The organism is Streptococcus pacificus (genome assembly GCF_016481305.1).
Lineage (GTDB): Bacteria > Bacillota > Bacilli > Lactobacillales > Streptococcaceae > Streptococcus > Streptococcus pacificus.
On record NZ_JAENBO010000003.1, the window covers coordinates 95,770 to 121,528 of the forward strand.

The 25,759-nt window shown below is 34.5% G+C and carries 29 protein-coding genes and 1 tRNA gene; 5 read left to right on the forward strand and 25 right to left on the reverse strand.

Going from position 1 to position 25,759, the window contains the following annotated elements:
• Positions 1 to 7: 7 nt before the first annotated feature.
• The 4 genes from JHK62_RS04710 to eno form a co-directional block, all read right to left on the reverse strand.
• On the reverse strand, positions 8 to 475 hold the full coding sequence (locus tag JHK62_RS04710) for an NUDIX hydrolase (RefSeq protein WP_199575577.1): 468 nt from the start codon (positions 473 to 475) through the stop codon (positions 8 to 10).
• Complete coding sequence (locus JHK62_RS04715) at positions 468 to 938, reverse strand: NUDIX hydrolase (protein WP_199575578.1); 471 nt, start codon at positions 936 to 938, stop codon at positions 468 to 470. The genes JHK62_RS04710 and JHK62_RS04715 overlap by 8 nt, the downstream gene beginning before the upstream one ends.
• Before the next feature lie 111 nt (positions 939 to 1,049).
• Positions 1,050 to 1,484 carry a nucleoside-diphosphate kinase gene (gene ndk, locus JHK62_RS04720; RefSeq protein WP_199575580.1) on the reverse strand — a complete coding sequence of 145 codons (435 nt, stop codon included), beginning with the start codon at positions 1,482 to 1,484 and terminating at the stop codon, positions 1,050 to 1,052.
• Between the two features lie 208 nt (positions 1,485 to 1,692).
• Positions 1,693 to 3,000 carry a surface-displayed alpha-enolase gene (gene eno / locus JHK62_RS04725; RefSeq protein WP_199567570.1) on the reverse strand — a complete coding sequence of 436 codons (1,308 nt, stop codon included), beginning with the start codon at positions 2,998 to 3,000 and terminating at the stop codon, positions 1,693 to 1,695.
• 244 nt (positions 3,001 to 3,244) lie between these two features.
• On the opposite strand from eno, the gene JHK62_RS04730 reads away from it, so the two are divergent.
• The gene (locus JHK62_RS04730) at positions 3,245 to 3,706 is read left to right on the forward strand and encodes a DUF1694 domain-containing protein (protein WP_199575582.1); all 462 of its coding nucleotides are present in this window, start codon (positions 3,245 to 3,247) and stop codon (positions 3,704 to 3,706) included.
• A 42-nt stretch (positions 3,707 to 3,748) separates the two neighbouring features.
• Here the strand turns inward: JHK62_RS04730 and JHK62_RS04735 are convergent, their stop codons facing one another.
• From JHK62_RS04735 to add, 11 genes are all read right to left on the reverse strand, one after another.
• Positions 3,749 to 4,531 carry a TSUP family transporter gene (locus JHK62_RS04735; RefSeq protein WP_199575583.1) on the reverse strand — a complete coding sequence of 261 codons (783 nt, stop codon included), beginning with the start codon at positions 4,529 to 4,531 and terminating at the stop codon, positions 3,749 to 3,751.
• A 397-nt stretch (positions 4,532 to 4,928) separates the two neighbouring features.
• Positions 4,929 to 5,573 (reverse strand): phosphoserine phosphatase SerB, encoded by a 645-nt coding sequence (serB, locus tag JHK62_RS04740; protein ID WP_199575584.1) that lies wholly within the window; start codon positions 5,571 to 5,573, stop codon positions 4,929 to 4,931.
• A 98-nt stretch (positions 5,574 to 5,671) separates the two neighbouring features.
• Positions 5,672 to 7,396, reverse strand: a complete 1,725-nt coding sequence (ezrA, locus tag JHK62_RS04745; protein ID WP_199575585.1) for a septation ring formation regulator EzrA — start codon at positions 7,394 to 7,396, stop codon at positions 5,672 to 5,674.
• An 84-nt stretch (positions 7,397 to 7,480) separates the two neighbouring features.
• On the reverse strand, positions 7,481 to 9,433 hold the full coding sequence (gene gyrB, locus JHK62_RS04750; protein ID WP_199575586.1) for a DNA topoisomerase (ATP-hydrolyzing) subunit B: 1,953 nt from the start codon (positions 9,431 to 9,433) through the stop codon (positions 7,481 to 7,483).
• Positions 9,434 to 9,657: 224 nt separating this feature from the next.
• The gene (locus tag JHK62_RS04755; protein WP_199575587.1) at positions 9,658 to 10,860 is read right to left on the reverse strand and encodes an FtsW/RodA/SpoVE family cell cycle protein; all 1,203 of its coding nucleotides are present in this window, start codon (positions 10,858 to 10,860) and stop codon (positions 9,658 to 9,660) included.
• Positions 10,861 to 11,001: 141 nt separating this feature from the next.
• Positions 11,002 to 11,073, reverse strand: a tRNA-Arg gene (locus JHK62_RS04760).
• A 43-nt stretch (positions 11,074 to 11,116) separates the two neighbouring features.
• Entirely contained in the window at positions 11,117 to 11,464 is a 348-nt protein-coding gene (gene rplS, locus JHK62_RS04765; protein ID WP_199575588.1) for a 50S ribosomal protein L19, read from the reverse strand.
• A 133-nt stretch (positions 11,465 to 11,597) separates the two neighbouring features.
• Complete coding sequence (locus JHK62_RS04770) at positions 11,598 to 12,803, reverse strand: chloride channel protein (protein WP_199575589.1); 1,206 nt, start codon at positions 12,801 to 12,803, stop codon at positions 11,598 to 11,600.
• Positions 12,793 to 13,068 carry a chorismate mutase gene (locus JHK62_RS04775; protein ID WP_199575591.1) on the reverse strand — a complete coding sequence of 92 codons (276 nt, stop codon included), beginning with the start codon at positions 13,066 to 13,068 and terminating at the stop codon, positions 12,793 to 12,795. The genes JHK62_RS04770 and JHK62_RS04775 overlap by 11 nt, the downstream gene beginning before the upstream one ends.
• Positions 13,069 to 13,194: 126 nt before the next feature.
• Complete coding sequence (locus JHK62_RS04780; RefSeq protein ID WP_199575593.1) at positions 13,195 to 13,641, reverse strand: flavodoxin; 447 nt, start codon at positions 13,639 to 13,641, stop codon at positions 13,195 to 13,197.
• A 61-nt stretch (positions 13,642 to 13,702) separates the two neighbouring features.
• Positions 13,703 to 14,725: an adenosine deaminase gene (gene add / locus JHK62_RS04785; RefSeq protein ID WP_199575595.1), complete on the reverse strand. Its 1,023-nt coding sequence runs from the start codon at positions 14,723 to 14,725 to the stop codon at positions 13,703 to 13,705.
• Between the two features lie 105 nt (positions 14,726 to 14,830).
• On the opposite strand from add, the gene JHK62_RS04790 reads away from it, so the two are divergent.
• From JHK62_RS04790 to JHK62_RS04800, 3 genes are all read left to right on the forward strand, one after another.
• Positions 14,831 to 15,280: a GNAT family N-acetyltransferase gene (locus JHK62_RS04790; protein WP_199575596.1), complete on the forward strand. Its 450-nt coding sequence runs from the start codon at positions 14,831 to 14,833 to the stop codon at positions 15,278 to 15,280.
• Positions 15,277 to 16,227 carry a DHH family phosphoesterase gene (locus tag JHK62_RS04795; protein WP_199575597.1) on the forward strand — a complete coding sequence of 317 codons (951 nt, stop codon included), beginning with the start codon at positions 15,277 to 15,279 and terminating at the stop codon, positions 16,225 to 16,227. The genes JHK62_RS04790 and JHK62_RS04795 overlap by 4 nt, the downstream gene beginning before the upstream one ends.
• Positions 16,228 to 16,337: 110 nt before the next feature.
• Positions 16,338 to 16,598, forward strand: a complete 261-nt coding sequence (locus JHK62_RS04800) for a type B 50S ribosomal protein L31 (RefSeq protein WP_018370011.1) — start codon at positions 16,338 to 16,340, stop codon at positions 16,596 to 16,598.
• A 79-nt stretch (positions 16,599 to 16,677) separates the two neighbouring features.
• On the opposite strand, the gene JHK62_RS04805 is transcribed toward JHK62_RS04800, so the two are convergent.
• The 5 genes from JHK62_RS04805 to JHK62_RS04825 form a co-directional block, all read right to left on the reverse strand.
• Entirely contained in the window at positions 16,678 to 17,100 is a 423-nt protein-coding gene (locus tag JHK62_RS04805) for a GNAT family N-acetyltransferase (protein WP_213087404.1), read from the reverse strand.
• 152 nt (positions 17,101 to 17,252) lie between these two features.
• Positions 17,253 to 17,528, reverse strand: a complete 276-nt coding sequence (locus tag JHK62_RS04810; protein ID WP_199575598.1) for an HU family DNA-binding protein — start codon at positions 17,526 to 17,528, stop codon at positions 17,253 to 17,255.
• 88 nt (positions 17,529 to 17,616) lie between these two features.
• The gene (locus JHK62_RS04815; protein WP_199575599.1) at positions 17,617 to 18,222 is read right to left on the reverse strand and encodes a YpmS family protein; all 606 of its coding nucleotides are present in this window, start codon (positions 18,220 to 18,222) and stop codon (positions 17,617 to 17,619) included.
• Complete coding sequence (locus JHK62_RS04820) at positions 18,200 to 19,036, reverse strand: SGNH/GDSL hydrolase family protein (protein WP_199575600.1); 837 nt, start codon at positions 19,034 to 19,036, stop codon at positions 18,200 to 18,202. The genes JHK62_RS04815 and JHK62_RS04820 overlap by 23 nt, the downstream gene beginning before the upstream one ends.
• A complete protein-coding gene (locus JHK62_RS04825; protein WP_199575601.1) occupies positions 19,029 to 19,865 on the reverse strand; it encodes a DegV family protein in 837 nt (278 codons plus the stop codon). The genes JHK62_RS04820 and JHK62_RS04825 overlap by 8 nt, the downstream gene beginning before the upstream one ends.
• Positions 19,866 to 19,941: 76 nt before the next feature.
• On the opposite strand from JHK62_RS04825, the gene trhA reads away from it, so the two are divergent.
• Positions 19,942 to 20,580, forward strand: a complete 639-nt coding sequence (gene trhA, locus JHK62_RS04830; protein ID WP_199575603.1) for a PAQR family membrane homeostasis protein TrhA — start codon at positions 19,942 to 19,944, stop codon at positions 20,578 to 20,580.
• A gap of 130 nt (positions 20,581 to 20,710) precedes the next feature.
• On the opposite strand, the gene recN is transcribed toward trhA, so the two are convergent.
• From recN to xseA, 5 genes are all read right to left on the reverse strand, one after another.
• Positions 20,711 to 22,372 (reverse strand): DNA repair protein RecN, encoded by a 1,662-nt coding sequence (gene recN / locus JHK62_RS04835; RefSeq protein ID WP_199575605.1) that lies wholly within the window; start codon positions 22,370 to 22,372, stop codon positions 20,711 to 20,713.
• Between the two features lie 120 nt (positions 22,373 to 22,492).
• The gene (locus JHK62_RS04840) at positions 22,493 to 23,314 is read right to left on the reverse strand and encodes a TlyA family RNA methyltransferase (RefSeq protein ID WP_199575607.1); all 822 of its coding nucleotides are present in this window, start codon (positions 23,312 to 23,314) and stop codon (positions 22,493 to 22,495) included.
• Positions 23,307 to 24,167, reverse strand: a complete 861-nt coding sequence (locus tag JHK62_RS04845) for a polyprenyl synthetase family protein (RefSeq protein WP_425507447.1) — start codon at positions 24,165 to 24,167, stop codon at positions 23,307 to 23,309. The genes JHK62_RS04840 and JHK62_RS04845 overlap by 8 nt, the downstream gene beginning before the upstream one ends.
• 10 nt (positions 24,168 to 24,177) lie before the next feature.
• Positions 24,178 to 24,393 (reverse strand): exodeoxyribonuclease VII small subunit, encoded by a 216-nt coding sequence (locus JHK62_RS04850; protein WP_199575609.1) that lies wholly within the window; start codon positions 24,391 to 24,393, stop codon positions 24,178 to 24,180.
• The gene (xseA, locus tag JHK62_RS04855) at positions 24,380 to 25,711 is read right to left on the reverse strand and encodes an exodeoxyribonuclease VII large subunit (protein WP_199575611.1); all 1,332 of its coding nucleotides are present in this window, start codon (positions 25,709 to 25,711) and stop codon (positions 24,380 to 24,382) included. The genes JHK62_RS04850 and xseA overlap by 14 nt, the downstream gene beginning before the upstream one ends.
• Positions 25,712 to 25,759 lie beyond the last annotated feature (48 nt).

Genomic DNA, 25,759 nt, shown 5'->3' on the forward strand with positions numbered 1-25,759 from the left:
CATTGTCTTAGTGCTTATCCCTTAAATAAATAAAATGTTGTAAGGTGCCTTTTGGCTGTAATAAAGCCTTTTTCAAAAATCCTGGGTTAAGATTGTACCTTGCTAAATCATTTAACGATAACCATTTAACAGGTAAGTGCCCATCTTCAAAAATCTGACGAGGTGCCTTATCAAGCAGAGTAACAGCATAATGGAACTCAATATTATGAAATTCTTTATCAGATAAAGAAAATTCATTTTCAACTACAAACAATAAGTTTGAAACTCGACAAGCAACACCCAATTCTTCCATTACTTCACGTTGTACTGCCTCTTTTGTAGACTCACCAACTTCAATGGCACCCCCTGGTAGATAATAAGCCTCTTTTTCTTCATTATAATAAGTCAATAGCAGATTATTCTCAATAATTATGGCTGAACTTCTAACACCAAAGACAGTTTGATGACGTTGATGTCTAAAATCGTTGTTAGTCATAAAAAGTGACCTCTTTATCTACTAATTGTTTATCAACATAGGAAAATTTAGCTGAAAAGAAAGGATAATCCTCTAAAATCCACTTCAACATCTCGTAATCACCTTCCCAGGTTGGTTTATTTAAAACGTCTTCATAAGCTACCCACTCTAAAGTACCCTCAGGTGATTCTTTTAGTAGGTTTCCTTCGAATCCTGTTACCTTAAAAACATAGGTATACCAATCCTCTTTAGGAGTAAAGTTTGGAAAAGTAATTACCCCTTTAAAAGCCATTTTAGTGACAGTCAGTCCTGTTTCTTCAAAAATTTCACGTTTGGCACACTCTTCAGGGCTTTCTCCTTGTTCAATTTTACCACCAACACTAATCCACTTGCCTTCATGAACATCATTTTCTTTTTTATTTCTATGAAGTAATAATAACTCCTTACCATTATCAATATAGCAGATCGTTGCTAATTTCACCATTTTTTCTCCTAAACCTTTTTATTCATTATACCAAAGTTTCAATAGTTATGGGCACTCTAAACTTTTATTAAAATAAAAAAATGTTAGGTAGTTACCCAACATTTTCTTTAGCTATTTTTTCTTTTCACTTGATTGACTAAACCAAATGGCAATTTCTCTTTTGGCTGCTTCGGTCGAATCAGACCCATGAACGATATTAAAAATCCCACCTTCTTCTCCTGGAGCTTGAGCAAAATCACCCCGAATGGTTCCAGGCAATGCATCTTTAGGATTGGTAACCCCCATCATTGTTCGCCACGAAGAAACTACTCGATTGCCTGAAATAACACCAATAACAATTGGACCACTTGTCATATAGTCTTTTAATTCTGGGAAAAATGGTTTTTTAATAAGGGCTTCATAGTGTTGTTCTAATAGTTCTTGAGTCGCCATCCGCATATCTAATTTTTCAATAATAAAACCACGACGCTCAATTCTTTTAATGACTTCTCCCACTAATCCTCTTTTTACACCATCAGGTTTAATAATAAATAAGGTTTTTTCCATTGACAAGCCTCCATATTTCTTTTTTCTCATTATATCATGAAAGCTCTTTCAATAACAACTGTTATCTTCCCTGTAATTAGATTAAAATTGAAATGCTAGTTAACACCTTTAAATCAATTTAAAAATCTAGCCCCTTTTTTGTTCTTTTTTAACAAAAATAAAGCCCCTTAGTTAAACTAGGGGGCTTAAAACCTTATTAAATCAAGGTTTATTTTTTCAAGTTATAGAATGATTTCAAACCACGGTACTCAGCTACTTCACCAAGTTGATCTTCAATACGAAGTAATTGGTTGTATTTAGCAATACGGTCAGTACGTGATAATGAACCTGTTTTGATTTGTCCAGCATTTGTTGCTACGGCAATATCAGCTATTGTTGAATCTTCTGTTTCACCAGAACGGTGTGAAACAACTGCAGTATAACCAGCTTCTTTAGCCATTTCGATAGCTTCAAAAGTTTCAGTTAAAGTACCGATTTGGTTAACTTTAATAAGAATTGAGTTAGCTGCATTTTCAGCAATACCACGAGCAAGGTAGTCAGTATTAGTAACAAAGAAGTCATCTCCGACTAATTGTACACGTCCACCAAGACGAGAAGTAAGAGCTTTCCAACCATCCCAGTCATTTTCATCCATACCATCTTCAATAGTGATGATTGGGTATTTGTTAACTAATTCTTCAAGGTAATCAACTTGTTCTGCTGCAGTACGAACTGCTGCGCCTTCACCTTCGAATTTAGTGTAGTCATACACTTTACGTTCTTTATCATAGAATTCAGATGATGCTACGTCAAAACCAATCATAATACCATTTTCACCAGCTTCATAGCCAGCAGCTTCAATGGCTTTAAGGATTGTTTCAACACCATCTTCAGTGCCTTCAAACTTAGGTGCAAAGCCACCTTCATCACCAACAGCAGTTACAAGACCACGTTCTTTAAGGATTTTCTTAAGGGCATGGAAAACTTCAGCACCCCAACGAAGACCTTCTTTGAAAGTAGGTGCTCCAACAGGAACAATCATAAATTCTTGGAAAGCAATTGGTGCATCTGAGTGAGAACCACCGTTAATGATATTCATCATTGGCGTTGGAAGAACTTTAGCATTAAAACCACCAAGGTAGTTGTAAAGAGGAATTTCTAGGTAATCAGCTGCTGCACGCGCTACGGCAATAGAAACACCTAAAATAGCGTTAGCTCCTAATTTACCTTTATTTGGAGTACCGTCAAGAGCAATCATCGCACGGTCAATAGCTTGTTGATCACGAACATCATAACCGATAAGAGCTTCTGCGATAACGTTGTTTACGTTGTCAACAGCTTTTTGAGTTCCAAGTCCTAGATAACGAGACTTGTCACCGTCACGAAGTTCAACTGCTTCATGCTCACCAGTTGAAGCACCTGAAGGAACCATACCGCGTCCGAAAGCACCTGATTCAGTATAAACCTCTACTTCAAGTGTTGGGTTCCCGCGTGAGTCTAAGACTTCGCGAGCGTAAACATCTGTAATAATTGACATATAATACTCTCCTTATGAGTTTAATTTTTTACATGTTAATAATACCACAATCTCATAACATAAGCAAGATTTTACCCTATAAAAACAAAACCCATTCTCTTTAAAAATGACTTTTAGTAGACTAACACAAACTCTTTTAAATTGATTTTTAATCACTAACAAGTGTTATTTCAATGAAACAACGGCTTTCTCTTTTTTTAAAAAATAGTGTATAATTGATAATAAGAACTAAGAGAGGTATACTATGGCAGATTTACATGAAAAAGTTTTAAAGGGGGCTTTAGGTGAAAAACGTTTAAATCCTGATGAACAACGTTATTATCTCGGAACGTTTTCTGAACGGGTCATTTTAACGATTCTCATCAAAAACACTGAAAAGGATGACATTAAACATTTTTTCCCTCAAGCTATAGAAGAGTTAAATGACCAATATGAGGAAGATTTATTTGTTAAAATTTCTCCACAAATAGCTCTCAATCTCCAAATGCACTATTTAAAAATAGCCCAAGAACAAAGGATTAATGCTACCATTGTTGATGAGAAAACATCAAATTCTCCATTTGGCATTGTGGTTCATACACAATCGCCCGAATATGTTGAGAAAACTGATATTTACGATGTGTTCCCTCAACTACTCTCCAAAAAAGAAGACACAAAACAAACTCCTCAAAAAAAATCTCTTTTAAGGAGACTTTTTAAAAAATAAAAATCTCTTCTGACAATTAAGTCAAGAGAGATTTTTATTTGTTTATAACATATTAACAATAACATTATATGCTGACAGTAGGATGAGAAATATAATTAAAAGTGAATACAGTTGTTCAATTTTTTTAATAGGTAAGGATTGATTAAGTCTAGTACCGATTAATCCCCCAATAAAAGCAGTGATAATCAAAAAAGGAATGATCTTTAAATCATAAGCAATAAAGCTACCTCCCAGAACCGAAATCCCTAATTTTGATAATTGTGAAAAGAAGATAGTGGCTAAGGAATAAAAAGCGGCTTCTCTAATTGGAAAAGAAAAGCAAAACATTAGCATTGAAACATTTAAAGGACCACCGCCTATTCCTAAGAAAACTGAAATCATTCCCAAAAACAGACCAATTAAAACACTACCAATTTTACTTGTTATTTGTAAATTTTTTATTTTATCTTTGGAGAGGGTGTAATAAAAGATAACCAACAATGTTACTAGTAAAACACTGGCTTGTACTGCTTTCACTTGTTGGTTTGACCAAATTTCAAAAGCATATTGGAAAAGATATTCTCCTAAAAAACCTCCAATAACCGAGCCAAAAGAGATAGAGTAGACTATGGTTTTGTTGAAGGCTGTCCCACGACGAAGTTGTTTATAAAGAGAAACAATACACATTGAAAAGACAGCTACTGATGAGAAAAAACCAATTTCATCTACGCTATGAAAACCTACAACATCAAATAATGGCTTAATAATAATGCCACCGCCAAGTCCAGTAGTGGCTCCTACTGTAGTGGCAAATAAAACAATAAGAATATAAATTAAAATAATCACGAGTGACTCCTTTTTAATTTTTGCTACTTACTAGTTTAAAAAAAAATTGATAAAATAGCAACAAGAAGGAAATGTTTTATGTACAAATAAGCTAGTAGCTTAGTAAAAGAACCAAAACCACTTCAATGACTCTATCATCTGGCTGATGACTTATTAATGAGACTGAAATAGTCATATTATACTGATGAAATGGCAACCCAAAAGAAAGCTCTCCTAATTATTATTAATCATATTGTAAAGAGATGTTTTACAAAGAAAAACACTTCAAATGGTAATCGTCAGAGAATGTTAGGAGAGAACTAGTATTGTTTTTAACGAGAAGCAATTATTACAATTAAACAGACATTTTAGCCTTTATCTTGAAAAGCTAGAGACTAATATCTCTAGCTCCTTTATTTTATAGATATTGATCTATCAGTGAAATAACTTGGTAAAGGTCAGCTTCATTAATCTGATAATCAGCTTGTTCTCTTACAATAGGTTTGGCACAAAAAGCAATTCCTAGACCTGCTCGTTTTAACATTAGCAAATCATTCGCACCATCACCTACTGCAACCGTCTTTGACACCGCAAGCTGATTTTCGCTTGCCCATTCTTCTAACATTGCTTTTTTTACTTCTTTGGTGACAATATCTCCCATCACTTGACCAGTTAGAAAGCCTTCTTTTACTTCTAAACGATTGGCTCTAACATAGTCGATCTTTAATTTTTCAGCTAACCTATCGACAATTTCATGAAAGCCACCTGAAACAAGTCCAATTTTGTAGCCACGACTATGAAGCTCTGATACTAATTCTTCAGCACCTTTTGTATAGTGAAGCTTCTTTAGCACCTCATCAAAAATACTCTCTGGCAACCCCTCTAATAAAGAGACTCTTTCATTTAGGGATTGCTTAAAATCCAATTCACCCCTCATTGCTTTTTCAGTAATCTTGGCAATGGCTTCTCCTTTACCAATAGCTAATCCTAACTGATCAATCACCTCTTCTTGAATGAGAGTTGAATCAACATCCATCACCAATAATCCTTTTATTTCTGACATATTTTCTCCATTTTATTTTGTTTTAAAAAAGCACTTTGCCTTAAGAAATTCCTATATCATAAGGAAGTTAAGGCAAGTGCTTTTAGTAATGTCTGCTGTTAAAAGCCAACTTTTTCTCTTGTTTTTTCATAAGAGGTAACAAAGCGCTCAGTCACACCAGGTTCCACTGTTTCAAGCGCATAGGAAATTTCTTCAAAGGAAGCTTGATAATCAAAATGACCTTCAAATAACTCCAAAGCTCTCTCAAAACTTTCTTGAACAGATGGTTCAAAACTACGATAACGATTTGAATATTGTAATAATTGTTCTGTTAAGGTAGCATTTTCAATGACTTGATAAGTTGTTTCTTCAAGTGTTGCTAATGCTCCAGTGGCCGCATCTGTTAGTTTTAAAACAATATTAATATCTACCCTACCACGACTAAGCTCATCTCTCAATGCTTCTAGCTGAGAACTTGTTGTAAAGAAAGTACTCAAGAAATGTTGAGGAATACCAGGTAAGTTTTTCTTCTCCATATAACGTTTAATAATATGAAGTTTATTGATGTAATTGTCCAAGGTTTGACGAGACGTCTCTTCGAGTGTCTCAATGTCTTTAAAGGATTCTAAAATAGCAAACTGTTCTTGCTCAATCTCTAAGAGATTTTCATGTATTTTTGCAAGTGATGCTTTTAGGACTGAGAAAGGTTCTTTTCTTTCTTCAATCGATTCAACGATAGTCGCCATTTCAGATTCCATTGTCGACAATTGTTCTTGGAACCCTTTTAGTTTATCACTGTTTTTCTCATTTAAAAGATAACGATGAGACAAACGTTGGTATTCATCAATTAATTTTTGGTTATTTTCTTTATTGTGTTTAATAAAGTTCGGAATAATGGTTTTTTCTTTTGTGACATCTTTAAAGGCTGCAATTTCTTTTTCAAATAAAGCGTATAAGGAATCAATGTTTTCTTGAATATCTTGATTACTACTTTCTGCTTTATCTAAATCTAAGGATGATAAGTCTTCGATCGTCTTAGCAATAGCTTCTCTAATTTCTTGGAAACGCACTTCAATATCATCTTCAACAAAATGATAGTCCTCTTCCAAAAGACGACCATAGCCAGTTTCTAAATCATCTAACTGATCTGGAAAATCATCTTCTAATTTGGTCACAATAGCAGGAATCTTTTCTGTGATTTGCCCTAAAGCAATCGTGTGTTCTTCGGCACGTTCTAAAATGTTAGCTGCCTCAACTGGATCTCCTGAAGAATTTAAAGTAACAAATTGAGAAAATTCACCTTGAATATTCTTTAATTGCTTACCAATTTCAGTCATTGTTGGACCGTAATTATCAGCATTTTCAGCTATATCATTTTGAAGTGTTTCATACATATCAAGAGCATGAGTCACGCGTGAACTGTTTTTTCCTTCTTGTTCTTTAAGAACTTCTAGCGCTTCTCTAATACCTTTAATATCTTCTTCTACTAAATTTAACTGACTCTCAATACTATTAATTTCACTTTTGGCTTTAAAGAAATTAAAGGTGGCATTTAGATTTTCAGCTTCAAAAATATGGTTTTCAATATCGCTAAACGAATTAAGTGATAAATCAACCCATTTTTGGTTCCATTCACGAAAAGCGGTTTGACTTTGACCAATCAAATGAAGATTCTTAACTTCTTCAATTTCATCATTGACAGGTAAATCAAAAAGCTCTTGCTTACGTTCTTCTAATTTTGCAATCAAGCCATCATTACGTCTTCTTATAATCGCCCCTATAAGATAAGCAATGATAACTAATAAAACAATTCCTACTATTAATAAGACGATTCCACTGGTCATCTTAATCTCCTTAACTTGTCATTTTTTACTAATATGGTCTATAACATTACGATTATACCATACTTCTATGTGGTTTTCAAAAGCTTATATATCTAAAGTACTATAAACAGCATTTTCTTCAATAAATTCACGTCTAGGCTCAACTTTGTCACCCATTAACATTTCAAAAACACGGTCAGCTTCAGCGGCATCTTCAATAGAAACCTGTGCCATTAGACGTCTTTCGGGGTCCATAGTTGTCTCCCAAAGTTGATGATCATCCATCTCACCTAGACCTTTATAACGTTGCACAGATGGTTTAGAACGACCCTCACTATACTTTTGCATAGCTTCTTTTAATTCTTCTTCTTGATTTGGACCTGGTTGAATATATTGCTTAATGTCACTACCAACCTTAATACCATAAATTGGTGGTTGAGCGATGTAAACAAAACCAGCTTCTAATACTGGACGCATAAAGCGATAAATCAGAGTTAATAATAAGGTTCTGATGTGAGCACCATCAACATCGGCATCTGTCATGATGACCAACTTGTGGTAACGTGCTTTCTCAACATCAAAATCATTACCAAAGCCTGTTCCCATGGCTGTAAAAATAGTTCTGATTTCTTCATTGGATAGAATCTTATCCATTGTTGCTTTTTCCACATTGAGAATTTTACCTCTAATAGGTAGAATAGCTTGAAATTCGCGATTTCGTCCTGATTTAGCCGATCCTCCTGCTGAGTCCCCCTCCACAATAAATAATTCATTTTGAGCGGCATCGTTAGAGGAACAGTCAGCCAATTTACCTGGTAAATTTGAGATTTCAAGACCAGATTTTTTGCGTGTAACTTCTCTTGCTCTCTTAGCAGCTATACGGGCTTTACTTGCTAAAATCCCTTTTTCAACAATTTTCTTAGCCGTTTGAGGATTTTCTAATAAGAAACGGTTGAATGCCTCACTAAAGAGTCGATTAGTAATTTTAACAACTTCACTATTGCCTAATTTGGTTTTGGTTTGTCCTTCAAATTGAGGATTAGGATGCTTAATAGAAATAACAGCAGTTAAGCCTTCACGAACATCATCACCTGTAAGATTATCATCATTATCTTTCAAGATTTTATTTTTCTTAGCATAATCATTGATAACACGTGTTAAGGCTGTTCTAAACCCTTGTTCATGCGTTCCACCTTCATGGGTATGGATATTATTGGCAAAGCTCATGACATTTTCATGATAGCCTGTAGTATATTGCATGGCTACTTCAACAGCAATACCATCCATTTCACCATCGGTATAGATTGGTGTGTCAAAAATAACTTGCTTATCGGTGTTGATGAATTCTACATAGCTAGCAATCCCACCCTCATAATGAAACTCTAACTCTTGAGAGTGGTTCTCACGTTTATCTGTAATTGATATTCTTAACCCACGGTTTAAAAAGGCTAGTTCTTGAATCCGTTTTGCTAATTTATTAAAATCAAACTCTAAGGTTTCTGTAAAAATCTCACCGTCAGGTGTAAAATGAACAGTTGTTCCTGACAAATCTGTCTCACCAATGATTTTTAAATCATCAACAACATGTCCTCTTTTGTACTCTTGATAGTAGATATTTCCATTTTTATAAACTTTAACATCTAGCTGGCTAGATAAGGCATTAACAACTGATGACCCTACCCCGTGAAGACCACCGGATACTTTATAGCCACCACCACCAAATTTCCCTCCAGCATGAAGAACCGTAAAGACCGTCTCAACTGCAGGACGACCCGTTTTTTCTTGGATACCAACGGGAATACCACGTCCATCATCTGAAACCGTAATAGAATTATCTGGTTCAATAAATACTTTAATATGACTTGCAAATCCAGCCAAGGCTTCGTCAATAGAATTATCGACAATTTCCCAAACCAAGTGGTGTAAACCTTCTTTTGAAGTGGAACCTATATACATCCCTGGGCGCATACGGACTGCTTCTAATCCTTCTAAAACTTGAATTTGACTAGCATCATATTCATTTGCTAAATCCTTTTTCTTTTTGTTATCTTTTACCATTCACCCTAACCTTATCATTATTTTTTATTTAATAGTCTTCCATCAAGATAGATACTTATCAACAGTTTTAACTATTAAATCATTATTAGTGGATTATTATTGCGTATTCTAAACTGAATTAACATCAATAATAAAGTCACTACATACGCTCTTTATTATAACATATTTTAACGTTTTTTACACTATTTTGAATAGAGAAAAAAGCTCTATTACTAGAACTTTTCTCAGTTTATCGACTCTTGTTCTTCAATAAAACTTTCCTTATTTTTTTGATTCTGATAAGACATAGATAAAATTAATCCGACCCCTAGTAAATTGGAAATTAAAGAACTTCCTCCTTGTGATATAAAAGGTAACGGAATACCTGTCAACGGTAGAACACCAATAGTTGCTCCAATATTTTCAAAAATATGGAATAAAATCATCATGATAAAGCCAGTGGAAATGTAAGTATAAAAAAGATTGTTTGATTCAAAAGTTACCCGAATCATCCGATAAATTAAAAATAAATAAAGTGCTAAGAGTAGACTAGAACCGATAAAGCCAAAATTTTCGGCAATAACAGTAAAAATCATATCACTTTCTCGGACAGGAACAGATAAATCAACAACATTAAGGCCTTTACCCGTAAAGCCACCACTACCAATAGAAATCATTCCTTGAGTTTGTTGGTAGGCAATCGAGTCAGCAAAGTCAAAGGGATTCAACCAAGCAGAAATCCGGTTGATTTGATAGGTATCCATACCCAGTTGGTAAAAGAAAGATTTACCCATTGGTGAAAGAAACATGGCTAAAAAACCCACTGCTCCAGAAATAATGAGTGTTGTCACAAAAACAATCAATTGCCAAGAAATACCTGATAATAAAATTAGTCCGGACAAGATAGCAATAAAGACTAAGGCTGTTCCTAAGTCCTTTTGCAGGGCCAACAAAACTAAGACAGGAAGGGTTAATAAACCATAAACTAAAAGCAACTTCAAGTCATCTTTAAAAAAGCGATTAACAATATTTTGCTGTAATTTAACAGTTGCTTGCGATAACACCAAAATATATGAAATTTTCATAAATTCTGATGGTTGAAATAATGTTGTATTTCCTATCGTAATCCAGTTTTTTGCCCCTGTTAGAGCAACCAATTGTGGACTATAAAAAAACAAGGGTAAAATCATTAAACCAAGCCCTAATATATAAAGAAATGGCGTTATTTTCCATAAAAACTCTGTGCTAAACAGCATAACGACAAAACTAAGAGCAAATCCAGTGATAATCCATAAAACTTGTTGAGCTAATACAGTTGTTAGGTTTTGAGGATAATCATGGTTGATGGCTATATAAACCGCTAATAAACCAATAATAAGTAAAATAAAGACTGGTAAAATCAACAAATAATCAATTCTATTATCAATAGCCTTTTTAATCTTTTCCATGACGACCTCTCTTATTTTTTGTCTTTTTATTATACCACGATTTTTTAATCATGCTTATTTTTTAGTGACAAAATAATAGACTTCTTTGCTTATAGAAAAAATAAAAAACCTTTAAAATAAAATTTAAAGGTTGCTTTTTGATGTCCCCTGTAGGAATCGAACCTACAACGACTTCTTAGGAGGAAGTTGTTATATCCATTTAACTAAGGGAACGGATAAAAAAATCTGCCCATGCGAGCAGATTTTTGAAATTGTCTTAACGACGAATTTCTTTGATACGTGCAGCTTTACCTTGTAAAGCACGTAAGTAGTAAAGTTTCGCACGACGAACTTTACCGTAACGAACAACTTCAATTTTATCAACACGTGGTGTGTGAAGTGGGAAAGTACGTTCTACACCAATACCGCTTGATAATTTACGAACAGTATACATTTCTGAAATACCTTGACCTTTACGAGAGATAACAACTCCTTCAAAGATCTGAATACGTTCACGATTTCCTTCGACAACTTTCGCATGGACACGTACAGTGTCTCCTGGACGAAATGATGGGATATCAGTACGAAGTTGACTTTCTGTCAAACTTTGAATTAATGGATTCATTTTATTTTCTCCTTATCTTACTAATCTTAAGAGCAGTGTCCTAGCGGATTAGTCGTTTTTTGTGTGTCCATTACACACGTAGTCTATTCTATCAAATTAAACTAATAATGTAAAGAATAATTTTAATGCTTAACTAATATTTTTGTTCGCCGTAAATACTATTTTTCTTCCCAAAGCTTAAACTAAAAACCATAACGATAAAGAAATAAGGAAGATTGGTCATTCCAAACACCTCAGCACCAATTAGGATAGGGGCTAAGAAAGTACTTGTGGCACTCCCAAATACACTGGCATAACCAAGAGCAGCTACTAAAGAGATGGGCAAGCCAAAGATTGGAGCTAAAACAACACCTAAACTTGAACCGATAGCAAACAAAGGAGTGACTTCTCCTCCTTGAAAACCAATTGCCAGTGTTAGTATAGTTAAGACTAATTTTAAAAGCCAATCATAGCTTAAAATAGTCTCGCCAGAAAAACTAGCGGCAATGAGATTTGTCCCAAGGCCTGAATAACGTCCCATATCTAATAAAAGAAAAACTACTGCTAATATGGATCCAATAAGAGCTATACGAAGATAAGCATTAGGTAATTTTTCAGCTAGCCAACTTTTTAAATTTTTTAAACCTAAGGCAAAAACATTTCCTGCCAAACCAAAAAGTAGTCCTAATACAGCTAATTTGATAAATAAAATGGGAGTTATCGCTAAAGAGACATTAATTGGCACTGCAAAATGTTCTAATCCTAAAAACTGAGAGGTGGCACTAGCCGTATAAGAAGCCACCAAAACAGGTACCAAAGCAGACAATCTCATTCGACCAATGAACAGCACCTCAATAGCAAATAAGGTGGCAGCAAGGGGCGTTTGAAACAGACCAGCAAAACCAGCTGCCATACCAGTAATCAAAAATAAACGACGATTAGCATCATCAAAAGTATTTGTAAAAAAATTTGAGACGGTAGCACCAATTTGAACTGCCACTCCTTCACGACCAGCACTCCCACCAAATAGATGAGTTAACCAGGTTGTAAGGATAATCAAGGGAATTAGACGCTTAGGAATGCTTTGTTCTTTTCCATGTCCCACTCGAAAGACTAAACCCATGCCACCATTAGCTCTTCCACCATAGTGTTGATACAAATATAAAATAACCAAACCAGCAAGTCCTAAAAATGGAATAAAAAATAAAGGGTATTCTGTTCTAATCTCACCTATCAAAAGCAGAACTCTACCAAAGACCATATCAAAGGCACCAGTGATTAAACCTATCACTAGACCCAGTACGATAAAGAGTAAATTTTTTTTGATAAACATTAGGACTGTTTTTTGATTAATTGTCATCTCTTAATCTCTTTTCTTGAAAAGTTTTTGAATGCGTCATGATGTCTTTAAAAGTCGCAACAATTGATTCTTGATACATAGGGTTCTTAACTTCTTGAGCGACTTTTTTTAAAATGGTCTCTTCTCTATTTTGATCTAAAATAGGCATTTTATGAGTTTTTTTATAGGAAACAACTTGACTAACCAGTGCCATTCGCTTTTCTAAAAGACTAATAAGTGTTTTATCAATAAGATCAATTTCTTGACGACTTTTATCTAATGTCATAACAACTCCTGTTCTAAAAGTTTATTTCATTATAAAGGATTATAAGTCACTTGACAAGCTAGCTAAAGGCTTCATTTATATTCTCATTAGACAAAGTAAAAGACCTACCAATGGTAAGCCTTTGTTTTAATCAGTAAGCATATTAGATAATTTTTCAGCAAAAGCTTCTAGATGTTCAATGTCCTCTTCTTCAGCAGCCAAGTCAACTTTGACACTATCAGCACCTTTGGTCGCTCCTGTCATAGCAAAAGCATCCTCAAAGTCATCAACTGATTGGCAGAAATTATCATAAAACGTATCACCTGAACCTACAACACCATAGATTTTTCCAGAAAGGTCTAGTTCTTTTAAATCATCGTAGAAATCCATGATTTCATCTGGCAGTTCACCCTCACCGTATGTGTAGGTTGCAACAATAACAATATCGCCATCTTCAAAGTCACTAGCATCAACAGTGGTACACTCATTAACATCTACAGTATGTCCAAGATCTTCTAGTTTTTTAGCAACAATATCAGCAATCTCTTCTGTGTTTCCTGTCATACTAGCATAAACAATTTGTGCAAAAGCCATAGTTTCCTCCTCGTAATAATGGTTTTATTATATCATAATTTGTGATTAGAAAACAATGGCATTATGAAAGGTAAACTTCATAATTCTCTTTTAAAAGCTTTAATAGATGAGCCTTTTCTTTATTTGTGGTAAAACTAGCTAGAATCGCATGTTGATTGAAGTGATAAAAGTCAGAAATAGTTGTATTAAAATACTGATGATACAAGGCATACTCTTTAGTTAAATTAGTATTAGAAACAGTTCGATTATCTGTATTAATGGTCATTTTAAGACCAGCTTCATAAAATAATTGATATGGAAATTCTGCAATATTTCTTGCAGCCTTTGTTTGCAGATTACTAGTTAAACACATTTCTGCTGTAGCATCTGATGCTATAAAGGCCTTGATTAATTCAGGTTGTTGATACAAAGCTGTGACATGACCAAAACGTTTGATACCAAGATCTATACCATAGCTGATATTGTTAGGACAATGGCACTCTCCTGCATGAAACGTTAAAGGAAGACCCAAGTCTTGTGTGGTTTTAATAATATCCTTTAACTCAGAGGTTGGAAAGTCAGCTTCATTTCCAGCAAAATCAAAACCAACTAGACCTTTTGTTGATAGCCTAACCACTTCTTTAAAAATATCTTCTGTGAGTGTTTTCGAACTTTGTTTCAAACCACACACTAATAGACGTGCTATCACATCATAATCTTTCATTGCTCTATTTAGTCCATCAAGAACTGCATCAACAGTTTCAAGAGCAGAGAGAGTTTGATCCATTGATAATTCCGGTGCAAACCGCACTTCAATATAGATAACATTTTCTTTTGCTGCTTGTTTCACCACATCATACGCCGCAAGAGAAAGCGCCTCTTTGGTTTGTAATAATGGTCTGATAAAATCAAAGGTTTTCAAATAATCTATAAGGTTATTAGAGTCTTTGGTAACCGTCACTAATCTTCTTAAAGCATCATCAGAACTTGGTATAGCAATACTTGCCATTGCTGCCAACTGTCTTATTGCTTCCAGAGATAAGGATCCATCAAGGTGACAATGGAGTTCTACTTTTTTTAAATGATGCCATTTATTATTAGTCATATCATGCTTCTTTCAGTTGTGATGTTGCTTTATATCATAACATATTTCTCTTGATTTTCCAGTTTTTCTGTGATATATTTTGAATATTATTGGGAGGAGTTATCTATGTGGTATTATAAACGTTTTGACCAACTAACCTCTGAAGAATTATTCATCATTTTGAAAGAACGCGTTCGAGTGTTTGTTGTTGAACAAAACTGTGCTTACCAAGAGGTAGATGATGAAGATTTAACTGCTATTCATCTCTTTCACATGGAAGATAAAAAACTTACGGCTTATTGTCGTCTTATTCCTTTAGACCATCAGGTGAAACTAGGACGTGTATTAGTTCCTCTTTTATATCGTCAAAAAGGATTAGGCAAAGAACTGGTATTAGAAGCTATTCGTTTTTGGCAAAAAAACTACCCAGAATACCCTCTCTTTGCTCAGGCTCAAGCTTACCTAAAAGATTTTTACCATGAGTTTGGCTTTCAAGCTATTTCTAAAGAGTATCTTGAAGACGACATCCCTCACATTGATATGATATTAACAAAAACAGATAAGGATAATTTATGACAACCTATAAAACCATTTTAGAAACGATTAAAAAATATGAGACCATTATTATTCATCGTCATATGAAACCTGATCCTGATGCTATTGGTAGTCAGGTTGGATTGAAACGATTACTTCAGCACAATTTCCCAGAAAAAAAAGTACTAGCCACTGGTTTTAATGAACCTACATTAGAATGGTTAGCAAAAATGGATACTGTTTTAGATGACGATTATAAAAATGCTTTGGTTATCGTGACTGACACAGCAAATACGCCTCGTATTGATGATAAACGTTACAGTAAGGGTAATTTTCTAATTAAAATGGACCATCATCCTAATGATGACCCATATGGCAACCTTTATCTTGTTGATACTAATGCATCAAGTGCCAGTGAAATCATTGCTGATTTTGCTTATCAAATGCAGCTAGAATTAACCTCAGACGCTGCTCGTCTCCTTTATGCGGGTATTGTAGGAGACACTGGGCGTTTTCTTTATCCCGCAACCAGTAGTAAAACTTTAAAGATTGCTAGCCAACTACGCCAATTTGATTTTGATTTTTCGGAAGTGTCTAGGCAAATGGATTCCTTCCCTTACAAAATTGCTAAACTTCAAGGATTTGTCTATGACCATTTGGAAATTGATGAAAATGGCGTCGCTCGTGTTTTTCTTACCAAAGAGATCATGGATAAATTCCAAGTCAGTGATGCAGAAACTGCAGCCATTGTCTCTGCACCAGGTAAAATTGACTCAATTGTGACTTGGGCAATCTTTGTTGAACAAGCCGATGGTCATTACCGCGTCCGTTTAAGAAGCAAGACCGTTGTTATTAATGGTATTGCCAAAAATCATGATGGTGGGGGGCATCCTCTTGCTAGTGGTGCTAATTCTTATTCCGATGAAGAAAATGACGCTATCTACCAAGAATTAAGAGACGCAGTCAAACAAGAAAAAAACAGTAACTAACCAGTAAAAAAATAGAGAAAAAGGTTGTCAAATCATTAAAATTTTGATAAACTAATAGAGTTATTAAACTATGACTCAAAAAGGGTTATGGCAGAAAGGAAAATGACATAATGAAAAAAGATATCCATCCAGATTACCGTCCAGTAGTATTTCTTGATACTTCAACTGGTTACCAATTCCTTAGTGGTTCAACAAAACCAACTAAAGAAACTGTTGAATTTGAAGGTGAAACTTACCCACTAATTCGTGTGGAAATTTCATCAGATTCACACCCATTCTATACAGGACGTCAAAAATTCACACAAGCAGACGGACGTGTGGACCGTTTCAACAAAAAATACGGTCTCAAAGACGCAAACGCTGCACAATAAGCAAGATAATGATAAAAAAGCATATCCATTGGATATGCTTTTTTTGTTATATCATTGACAAACTCTCCTAAAATCTAGTTTAATCAATCGGTTGACTTCTAAAATAATGATTAATGGGGTAACCATTAAGATCTTTAGAAAATCCTAATGATTGGTAAAAAGCATTAGAGATGTCATCATTTTTGTCAGTGATTAACATAAATTGACGAATCGTAGGGTATTTCAAAGATAAGCGTCTCATCAATTCTCTACCAATTCCTTTTCTATGGTGTGAGGGTTTGACAATGATATCTTGAACGTAAAGGATAAATTCCCCATCACCAATACACCTCGCCAAACCAACCAATTGATTCTTTTCAAAAGCGCCTAGAACATAAAGAGATTGCTCAAAAGCACGAGAAAGTTTATTTTTGTCGCTTAAATATTCTGACCATTGATTTTCACGATAAATCTGATATACCTCATCAATTCGTTCTGAGTGAAATGTTTTATATTCAATCATAGTCCCCTCCACAATTGATTTTTCTTTTTTTAATTTGATTAAACTATAATAAGATAATCCCTACTTTATTACCCCTTTTCTGCCCCTTTTCCATAAAAAAAACCAATCACACAAGCGTAAACACTTGATATGATTGGCTTTTTAATGTTCTATTATTTAACAGCGTCTTTAAGAGCTTTACCAGCTTTGAAAGCAGGTACTTTTGAAGCTGCGATTTGGATTTCTTTACCAGTTTGTGGGTTGCGACCTTTACGAGCTGCACGTTCACGAACTTCAAAGTTACCAAAACCAATTAATTGAACTTTTTCACCTTTTGAAAGGTAATCTGAAACTGCTCCAAAAACAGCGTCTACTGCTACTGCAGAATCCTTTTTAGTTAATTTAGTAGCTTCTGCCACTTTTGCAATCAAATCTTGCTTGTTAGCCATTTAACAATTCCTCCAATATATTTATGAGCTTATCGCTCTAACAAGTATTATCATACCTAAAAAATATTATTTGGTCAAGTATTTAATGTTATTTTATTGATTTTTGATAGATATCAAAACTAATCGTATCATTAATTAAATCTAGCGTTGTTGCTTTCAAATAAATCTTGTTGTCTATCGTCATAGATTGAATGTTCACATTAATAGTAGCTTCATCAGGTAAGATTTCAACAAAGTCTGGAATCTTATAGGTATTCTTAATGTATTTTAAGACATCTTTTTCTGGTAGTGGGAGTGTTCCTGCAGAAATAGACGTGATTTTTAACTGAATAGCACCACTTGATAATTTATAGGGTTCAAAATACACATAAAGAGGGACATCATAACCTAAGATTTTATAGGTGCCTTCAAATAAAATAGATTGAGAACTAATATAAATGTTGTAGGTTAAGTCTGAGGTTTGATACTCTTTAAGGTAGGCAGCTAACGTTTTGTTTAGCTGCTCTTTAGTGGTTGAAATTTGACCAACTTTAAAATCATCAGTTGTTTGGTTAGAAACTGCTATTTTTTGTGGTTCTCTATCCTTTAAAACTCTGGAAGCGATGACACCAATAAAACTAAGATTTAAAGCCAGAAGGATTAAAAAGGCATACTTCCAATAATTTCTTAATTTACCATTTGTCTCTTGTTTCATTAATTTTCTCCATCATTGCATTGGCTATAATTTGATACCCTATGTTGTTAGGGTGAAAATGATCTTCTTCAAATAAGGTATTGTTAATCACAGTAGTTGCCGTCTCATCTGTTTCAACAATTCCTTCTTGACCATCATAACCTTTGTATAGTAGATCATTAATTGGAACAAAATAAACATTGTCATATTCTAAAGTAACATCAGCAGTTGCCTTGTTCCAACGATCAATAATTTCCTGCATTTCAACAATTTCTGGGAAATTAAGATAAAAAGGATTATAAATACCAAGAATATAAATGGGTAAATCATCATTTTCTTGTCTTGATAAGTCAATGATTTGACGTAATCGTTCTTGATAATCTGCTTGAGGTTGATCAAATGAAGAAATCTCAAGATGACTTAAATTCTTTCTTATCACAGCCATGACATCATTGCCACCTACCGTGAGGGTCATAAGATCTGCTTTTTTAATAGCCGGTAATATAGTATCGTCTTTAGTCATTCTTTTCAATATTTGTCGACTAGTATTACCAGCAACACCAAAATTATTGGAAGTGACATGATAGTTATCAGCTGATTCTAACTGATCAGATAACAAAGAAACAAAACCACCTTGGTTTGTGGAATCGCCTGTTCCCTGTGTCAAAGAGTCTCCTAAGGCAACATAACGTAGTTTTGCTGTCTCACTCTCTAAAAAATCATTTTTAGTTAGCTGAGCATCTGATTGAGGGATAAAAATGAAAAATAAACTTGAAAAGACTACTAGTAAACTGATAAAAAAGAGACTATCTCTTATTACTATTTTTTTATTCATAACGGATCATGATGGCAAATGCGCCTTCTCCTGTATGCGTTTGGATGATAGAACCAGTCTCTAAAATAACAATATTTTCGGTGACTAATCCTTGTAATTGCTCTTTCAATTGGTTTGCAAATTCAGGAGTCCCCGCATAAGAAATTGTGATTTCAGCCACTGTTTTACTTTCAATGTCATGTTTTAATTGTTCCACCCATTTAAAGAAGGTTTTTGTGCCTCTTCCTTTAATTACCGGGTGTAGTTCATGGTTTTGTAGTGCCATAACAATTTTAATATTAAACAAGGAGCTAATCATGCCAGCAACTCTGTTCACACGACCACCTTTGATAAGGTTTTCAAGTGTCGATAAACCAATAAATAATTCTGTTTTATTTTTAACTTCTTCTATTCTAGCTAGAACATCTTCACGGCTTGCACCTTCTTGAATGAGTTTTGCGGCTTCAACAACTTGATATTTCATTGCTTGATCAGTAAAAGAAGAATCTAAAACAATGATATCTCCGCCAGCAAGAGCCGCTCCTTGACGAGCTGCTTCAACGGTGCCAGACAAGGAATGAGTGATATGAATAGAAATAATAGTATCGAAACCTTCTTTTAATATGTTTTCATAAGTTTCAGCAAACAATCCTACAGGAGGTTGACTGGTCTTAGGAAGGTGAGTACTATTTTTCATCATATTCAAGAATTGACCTTCTTTAAGATCATTATCAGAATAAAGTATCCCATCAACCATTACAGACAAAGGAACTACCGTGATGTTGTATTTTTCAAGAAGTTCAGACTCTATTGTGATAGAAGAATCTGTCACTAATTTAATATTTGCCATTTTAACCTCTTCTTTGTGCTTTTTTTAATGTTTATGTTATCATTATAACAAATAAATATTAAATTGGGGGGATTTTATGACAGCAAAGTATTACAATCTTATTAACGAAGTGCTAAATGCCATAACGCACACCATTGGTGTGATACTGGCCATTATTGGCTTAGTATTATTGCTCAACAAAGCAACAACACATCAGTCTCAATTAGAACTAGTGGCCTATAGCATTTACGGTGCTACCCTCATTGCTTTATTTCTGTCGTCAACACTTTATCATGTCTTATCTTTTAGTCAATTCAAAAGGCTTTTTAAAGTGTTTGATCACTCAGCTATTTTTTTATTAATTGCAGGAACCTATACACCTTATTGCTTACTAACACTAAAGGGATGGGTTGGCTGGGTGCTACTTATTCTTGTTTGGGCTTGTGCCATTATCGGCGTTAGTATGAAAATTATTTTTTTAAAACCACAAAAAAATATCTCAAAACTATCTACCCTGTTATATATTATCATGGGATGGTTAATTGTTTTTGCTGCAAAACCTCTTTGGGATAATTTACCTTTTAATGGTGTTTTACTGCTCTTTCTTGGGGGTGTCACCTATACTATTGGTGCTCTTATTTATGCCATTAAATTCCCTTACAATCATGTCGTTTGGCATTGTTTTATCCTAGTTGCTGCCTTATTAATGTGGTTATCCATTTATTACTATGTTTAAAAGTATTGTCCATTAAAAAGAGATTGGAAATTTTCTTCCAATCTCTTTTTTTATAACATATGATTCTGTTTATCTCAGACAGATAACACTAGAAAATCATAAGTTATTAAGTAAGTCACTTTCTAACTGACTATTTTTTATTTAATAATTCTTTTGCTTGTGCGCGTGCCGTATCAGTCACGTCATTTCCAGCTAACATTTTTGCAATTTCCTCAATCCGTTCATCTGTGTTTAATAATCTCACTGTTGATACCGTTGAGGTATTATCGCTTGTTTTTTCAATGAAAAATTGATGATCGGCTTTAGCAATAACTTGTGGTAAATGAGAAATAGCTAGTACTTGACCGTGTTGTGAAATCAAGTGAATTTTTTCTGCAATGGCTTGTGCTACCCTTCCTGAAACACCTGTATCAACCTCATCAAAAACAATACTTGTTCTTTCAAGTGATTTCGAAAAGACTGTTTTAATGGCTAGCATCAAGCGCGACAATTCACCACCTGATGCCACTTTAATCAGGGGTTTAAAGGATTCTCCAGGATTTGTTGAAATGTAGAAGGTGACATTTTCATTGCCAAGTCGGTTAAACTTACTTTCAGAAAAAACAACTTTAAACTCAGCCTTCTCCATATAAAGATCTTTTAATTCTTGTTTGATATTTTTTTCCAATGTTTTGGCAATATCATGACGTTTTTGGCTCAAAGTCTTAACAGCAGATAAAAGTGATTGTTCTAGTTTTTTTAACCTCGCTTCACTATCATCCATCGTTTCATCACCAACTGTTAGCAACTGATATTCTTTTTGAATATTAATCAGATAATCCAAAACATCGTTGACCGTGCCACCATATTTTCTGGTGATAGTATTAATAACATCTAAACGACTATCAATACTTAATAAACGGTTAGGATCATAATCTAAATCATCAATAATATCAGACAAACGTTTAGTGACATCTTCTAAAACATAGTAGGATTCTTGAATATCCTTGGAAATTTCTTGATAACGACTATCATAGCTTTCAATACTGTCTATCTCGTTCATAGCCGATCTAATATGACTCAAACTAGAAAACTCGTCATCATCTAATTGATGATAGGTTTCTGCCAAAGCATCTGCTATTTTTTTATGATTCATTATGCGGTGACGTTCTTCTTGCAAGAGCTCATCTTCGTTTGTTTTCAAATCGGCACTTTCAATTTCTGAGATTTGATAGGCTAACATTTCAATTCTAGCCTTATTATCATTTTCATTCTTTTTTTGAAGAAGAACACGTTTCCTTAGTTCTTTGTAGTCGTCAAAAAGGTTTTGATAATTTTTCTTTATTTCTTGGAACTCTTTTGAGCCAAATTGATCTAACATCACAATATGTTGCGATGGTTTCATCAATTCTTCTTGATCGTGTTGTCCATGAATATCAACCAATTGTTGACCCACTTCTTTAAGAACAGAAAGATTCACCATTTGACCATTGATACGACTAACACTTCGACCATTACTATGTATTTCTCTGCGGATAATCAATTCACCGCTACTATCAATACCATTTTCTACTAATAACTGCTTAAGACTTGCCTTGTGGGAAATATCAAACAAACCTTCAATTTCAGCCTTTTGAGCACCATGTCGAACAGCATCAGAGTTTGCTCTAGCTCCAAGCATCATATTCATAGCATCAATGATAATCGACTTCCCTGCTCCTGTTTCACCTGTTAAAACAGTCATACCATTGTCAAAATGCAGAGAAATATTTTCAATAATAGCAAAATGACGAATAGAAATTTCTAATAACATGCTATTCTCCTTGAGATTTCAATACTTTAGTTTCTATTTTAATTGTTAAATTGACATTATACCTAGACCATTTTAAACAATTCAAAACAAACTAGTCATTTAAAAAGTACCATAACATGACTAGGCTATGCTTGTAAATGATTCGTGAGCTTTTTGGATAATCAGCTTAATATCATCACTTACTGAATTAACAGGATGGTTAGATTTCTCTAAAAAAAGAAGAAATTCAATGTTCCCGTGACCGCCTTGAATGGGAGAAAAGTCTAACTGTTTGACACTAAAATGATTTTCAAAAGCAAATTGGCAAACAGACTGGAGGACTTTTTCATGAATGGCGCTATCTTTGACAATACCATTTTTACCGATTTGCTCACGCCCAGCTTCAAATTGTGGTTTGACCAGAGCAACAACTTGTCCTTTTTCAGATAGAATTTGAGATAAGGCGGGCAAAATCAAACGTAATGAAATAAAGCTAACATCAATTGAAGCAAATACTGGTGGGTTATCAGCAAAATCGTTGGGATCTGCATAACGAAAATTGTACTGCTCCATACTTTTAACACGCGCATCCTGTCTTAGTTTCCAGACCAGTTGGTTGGTACCAACATCAACAGCATAGACCATGCGGGCACCATTTTGAAGCATGACATCAGTAAAACCACCCGTTGAGGCACCAATATCTATTGTCGTCTTATCGGCCACTGAAAGATTAAAAACTGCTAACGCTTTTTCTAATTTTAAACCACCCCGACTGACATATTTTAACTTTTCACCTTTTATTTTTAATTCAGTATTCTCGTCAATCTTCTCACCTGGTTTATCAAAACGTTGACCATTTAAAACAGAGATGACTAAGCCAGCCATAACCCCCCGTTTAGCTTGTTCTCTTGTCTCAAAAAGCCCTTGTCGATAAGCAAGCACATCCACTCTTTCTTTAGGCATCAAGTCGTAACCTTTCTATCACTGTTCTGATTCTTTGAGCATCAAACTGATGAGAGTTTTCAAATTCTTCAAAGATACGTAAAGCATCATCTAGAGACTGATTTAAAATACTGATTGACTGCTCTAAACCAAATAAACTAGGATAGGTCGTTTTCTCAGCGACAATATCTTTTTTAGGGGTTTTTCCCAATTCAGAAAAATCAGCAGTCACATCTAAAATGTCATCTCTCACTTGAAAGGCTAATCCAATTAGTTGACCAGCCTTGCCTAAGCGCTCAATGTCTTGTTTAGGCAAGTCAGAAACAATACCGGCTGCAAGAAACGGATACTTCAAGAGCTTTCCTGTCTTGTTACTATGAATAGCAACCAAATCAGCTTCTTCTAACGCTTGATGTTCTCCCTTTATATCAAGCATCTGTCCACCAACCATGCCTCTACTACCTGCCGCATCAGACAAGAGTTTAACCAGTTGCACAATTTTATCAGCAGGCAAACTAGACGTTGCTAATAAGCCAAAGGCATCAAGGAACAAAGCGTCTCCAGCTAAAATAGCAGTGGCCTCATCAAATTGTTTATGATTGGTTAATTGGCCTCGGCGGTAATCATCATCATCCATTGCTGGTAAATCATCATGAATTAAACTTCCTGTATGAATCATCTCTAAACTAGCAGCAATAGGGTAGTGGTCTTCTGTTAAACTGATGCCAAAACCTTCTAACAAAAGTAAAAATAAAAGAGGACGAAGGCGTTTACCACCTGCATTAACCGAGTACAAAATAGCTTTGGTTAAATCAGATGAAACAATTTCTTCTTTATAATAAGAAGCAATAGCTTCATTAGTCAATTCAATCACTCGTGCCTCCTTAATCCATTTCTGTTTCAGTATTATCAGGTTGCATGACCTTCACTAATGTTTTTTCAGCCTCATTTAATGTTTTTTGTAATTCTTTAGATAACAACATCCCTTTTTGGAATTCTGAAATGGCCTCTTCTAAAGGCACATCACCATTTTCTAATTTTGAAACAATAATCTCTAAGTCCTGTAAATTCTCTTCAAATGTTTTTTTAGTCGTTGACATTTTTAACCTCCACTTGAATTTGACCATCACGCATCTGGATGTCCAAATTATCTCCTTTAGCAATTTTTTGAATAGAAGCTATCACTTGATTATCTTTATGAACAATGGCATAACCCCTTGCTACGATTCGTGATGTATCAAGAGACAACAAAGCTTCTTGTGATTTCTCATACCTCTTTAAAGACTTTTCATAAAGTGTCCTTATCTGATGTGATAACAAACGATTGGTTTGCTCGATGTAATCTTGGTAAGTTCGAATTTTTTTATTCAAATCAATTGAAACTAAACGATTCCCCAATAAAGTCGATTGATGTTCTTTTTGTTGATAAGTTTCTTTAAAAAGACTAGTCAATTGATTGGTTAGTCGATCTAGTTTTTGTAAATAACTATCATAAAGTCGATCTGGTTGCCTAAAAATAACGGAACTTGTCAATTGTGTTAGACGTTCCTTTTTTTGGTTCAATTGTTGCATGACTATTTGATAAAGACGTGTTTGCCTTTCATTCAAATACTGATACACATCTGCCTTTGTAACTGGTGTTGCAAGCTCAGCCGCTGCAGTTGGTGTCGCCGCTCTTTGATCTGCCGCAAAATCAGACAAGGTAGTGTCCGTTTCATGACCAACACTTGAAATAATTGGAAGTCTAGATTCAAAAATCGCTTCTACAACTATTTCCTCATTGAAACTCCACAAATCTTCAATCGAGCCACCACCACGACCAATAATCAATATGTCTAAATCACTTCTTAAATTAGCTTTTTTAATATTGTCAACAATTTCTTCGGCACTACCTGGCCCTTGAACCTTAGTTGGAAATAACAAGATTTCAACACCAGGAAAACGTCTTTGGACGGTCGTAATAATATCTCTAATAACCGCACCACTTTGACTGGTCACCACGCCAATTTTTTTAACAAATTGGGGAAGCTTTTGCTTGTGTTTTTGATCAAAATAACCTGCAGCGGTTAGTTTTTTCTTGAGTTGTTCAAACTGGACTGCAAGTGCACCAACACCGTCAGGCTCAGCTTTTTCAATTAAAATAGAATAAGACCCATTTGGCTCATACAATTGAATACGACCAATAACATTTAGCTTCATTCCTTCTTCAATCTCAAACTTAAGAGATTTGAAAACACCTGCCCACATTGTTGCTTGAATAACGGCTTTATCATCTTTCAAAGAAAAATATTGATGCGTAGGCCGTCTTCTAAAATTTGAAACTTCACCTGTCAGATAGACTCTCTCCAAATAAGGATCGCGGTCAAATTTTAATTTTAAATATTTTGTCAAATGAGAAACTGATAAATACTCTGACATGCTCTCTCCTTAATTGTTTTTATTACTCCCATTATATCAAAAAAGTGT

Coding starts and splice junctions, on each gene's coding strand:
- JHK62_RS04730 (WP_199575582.1), top strand. CDS start 3,245: ATGGCAGATTTACATGAAAAAGTTTTAAAGGGGGCTTTAGGTGAAAAA.
- JHK62_RS04800 (WP_018370011.1), top strand. CDS start 16,338: ATGAAAAAAGATATCCATCCAGATTACCGTCCAGTAGTATTTCTTGAT.
- JHK62_RS04770 (WP_199575589.1), bottom strand. CDS start 12,803: ATGACAATTAATCAAAAAACAGTCCTAATGTTTATCAAAAAAAATTTA.
- xseA (WP_199575611.1), bottom strand. CDS start 25,711: ATGTCAGAGTATTTATCAGTTTCTCATTTGACAAAATATTTAAAATTA.
- JHK62_RS04850 (WP_199575609.1), bottom strand. CDS start 24,393: ATGTCAACGACTAAAAAAACATTTGAAGAGAATTTACAGGACTTAGAG.
- add (WP_199575595.1), bottom strand. CDS start 14,725: ATGACTAATAATAAATGGCATCATTTAAAAAAAGTAGAACTCCATTGT.
- serB (WP_199575584.1), bottom strand. CDS start 5,573: ATGTCAGAAATAAAAGGATTATTGGTGATGGATGTTGATTCAACTCTC.
- JHK62_RS04780 (WP_199575593.1), bottom strand. CDS start 13,641: ATGGCTTTTGCACAAATTGTTTATGCTAGTATGACAGGAAACACAGAA.
- JHK62_RS04815 (WP_199575599.1), bottom strand. CDS start 18,222: ATGAAACAAGAGACAAATGGTAAATTAAGAAATTATTGGAAGTATGCC.
- JHK62_RS04810 (WP_199575598.1), bottom strand. CDS start 17,528: ATGGCTAACAAGCAAGATTTGATTGCAAAAGTGGCAGAAGCTACTAAA.
- JHK62_RS04775 (WP_199575591.1), bottom strand. CDS start 13,068: ATGACATTAGATAAAAGTCGTCAAGAAATTGATCTTATTGATAAAACA.
- JHK62_RS04715 (WP_199575578.1), bottom strand. CDS start 938: ATGGTGAAATTAGCAACGATCTGCTATATTGATAATGGTAAGGAGTTA.
- ezrA (WP_199575585.1), bottom strand. CDS start 7,396: ATGACCAGTGGAATCGTCTTATTAATAGTAGGAATTGTTTTATTAGTT.
- ndk (WP_199575580.1), bottom strand. CDS start 1,484: ATGGAAAAAACCTTATTTATTATTAAACCTGATGGTGTAAAAAGAGGA.
- rplS (WP_199575588.1), bottom strand. CDS start 11,464: ATGAATCCATTAATTCAAAGTTTGACAGAAAGTCAACTTCGTACTGAT.
- JHK62_RS04805 (WP_213087404.1), bottom strand. CDS start 17,100: ATGATTGAATATAAAACATTTCACTCAGAACGAATTGATGAGGTATAT.
- JHK62_RS04820 (WP_199575600.1), bottom strand. CDS start 19,036: ATGAATAAAAAAATAGTAATAAGAGATAGTCTCTTTTTTATCAGTTTA.
- eno (WP_199567570.1), bottom strand. CDS start 3,000: ATGTCAATTATTACAGATGTTTACGCTCGCGAAGTCTTAGACTCACGC.
- JHK62_RS04825 (WP_199575601.1), bottom strand. CDS start 19,865: ATGGCAAATATTAAATTAGTGACAGATTCTTCTATCACAATAGAGTCT.
- JHK62_RS04795 (WP_199575597.1), top strand. CDS start 15,277: ATGACAACCTATAAAACCATTTTAGAAACGATTAAAAAATATGAGACC.
- JHK62_RS04840 (WP_199575607.1), bottom strand. CDS start 23,314: ATGCCTAAAGAAAGAGTGGATGTGCTTGCTTATCGACAAGGGCTTTTT.
- trhA (WP_199575603.1), top strand. CDS start 19,942: ATGACAGCAAAGTATTACAATCTTATTAACGAAGTGCTAAATGCCATA.
- JHK62_RS04755 (WP_199575587.1), bottom strand. CDS start 10,860: ATGGAAAAGATTAAAAAGGCTATTGATAATAGAATTGATTATTTGTTG.
- JHK62_RS04790 (WP_199575596.1), top strand. CDS start 14,831: ATGTGGTATTATAAACGTTTTGACCAACTAACCTCTGAAGAATTATTC.
- JHK62_RS04710 (WP_199575577.1), bottom strand. CDS start 475: ATGACTAACAACGATTTTAGACATCAACGTCATCAAACTGTCTTTGGT.
- gyrB (WP_199575586.1), bottom strand. CDS start 9,433: ATGGTAAAAGATAACAAAAAGAAAAAGGATTTAGCAAATGAATATGAT.
- recN (WP_199575605.1), bottom strand. CDS start 22,372: ATGTTATTAGAAATTTCTATTCGTCATTTTGCTATTATTGAAAATATT.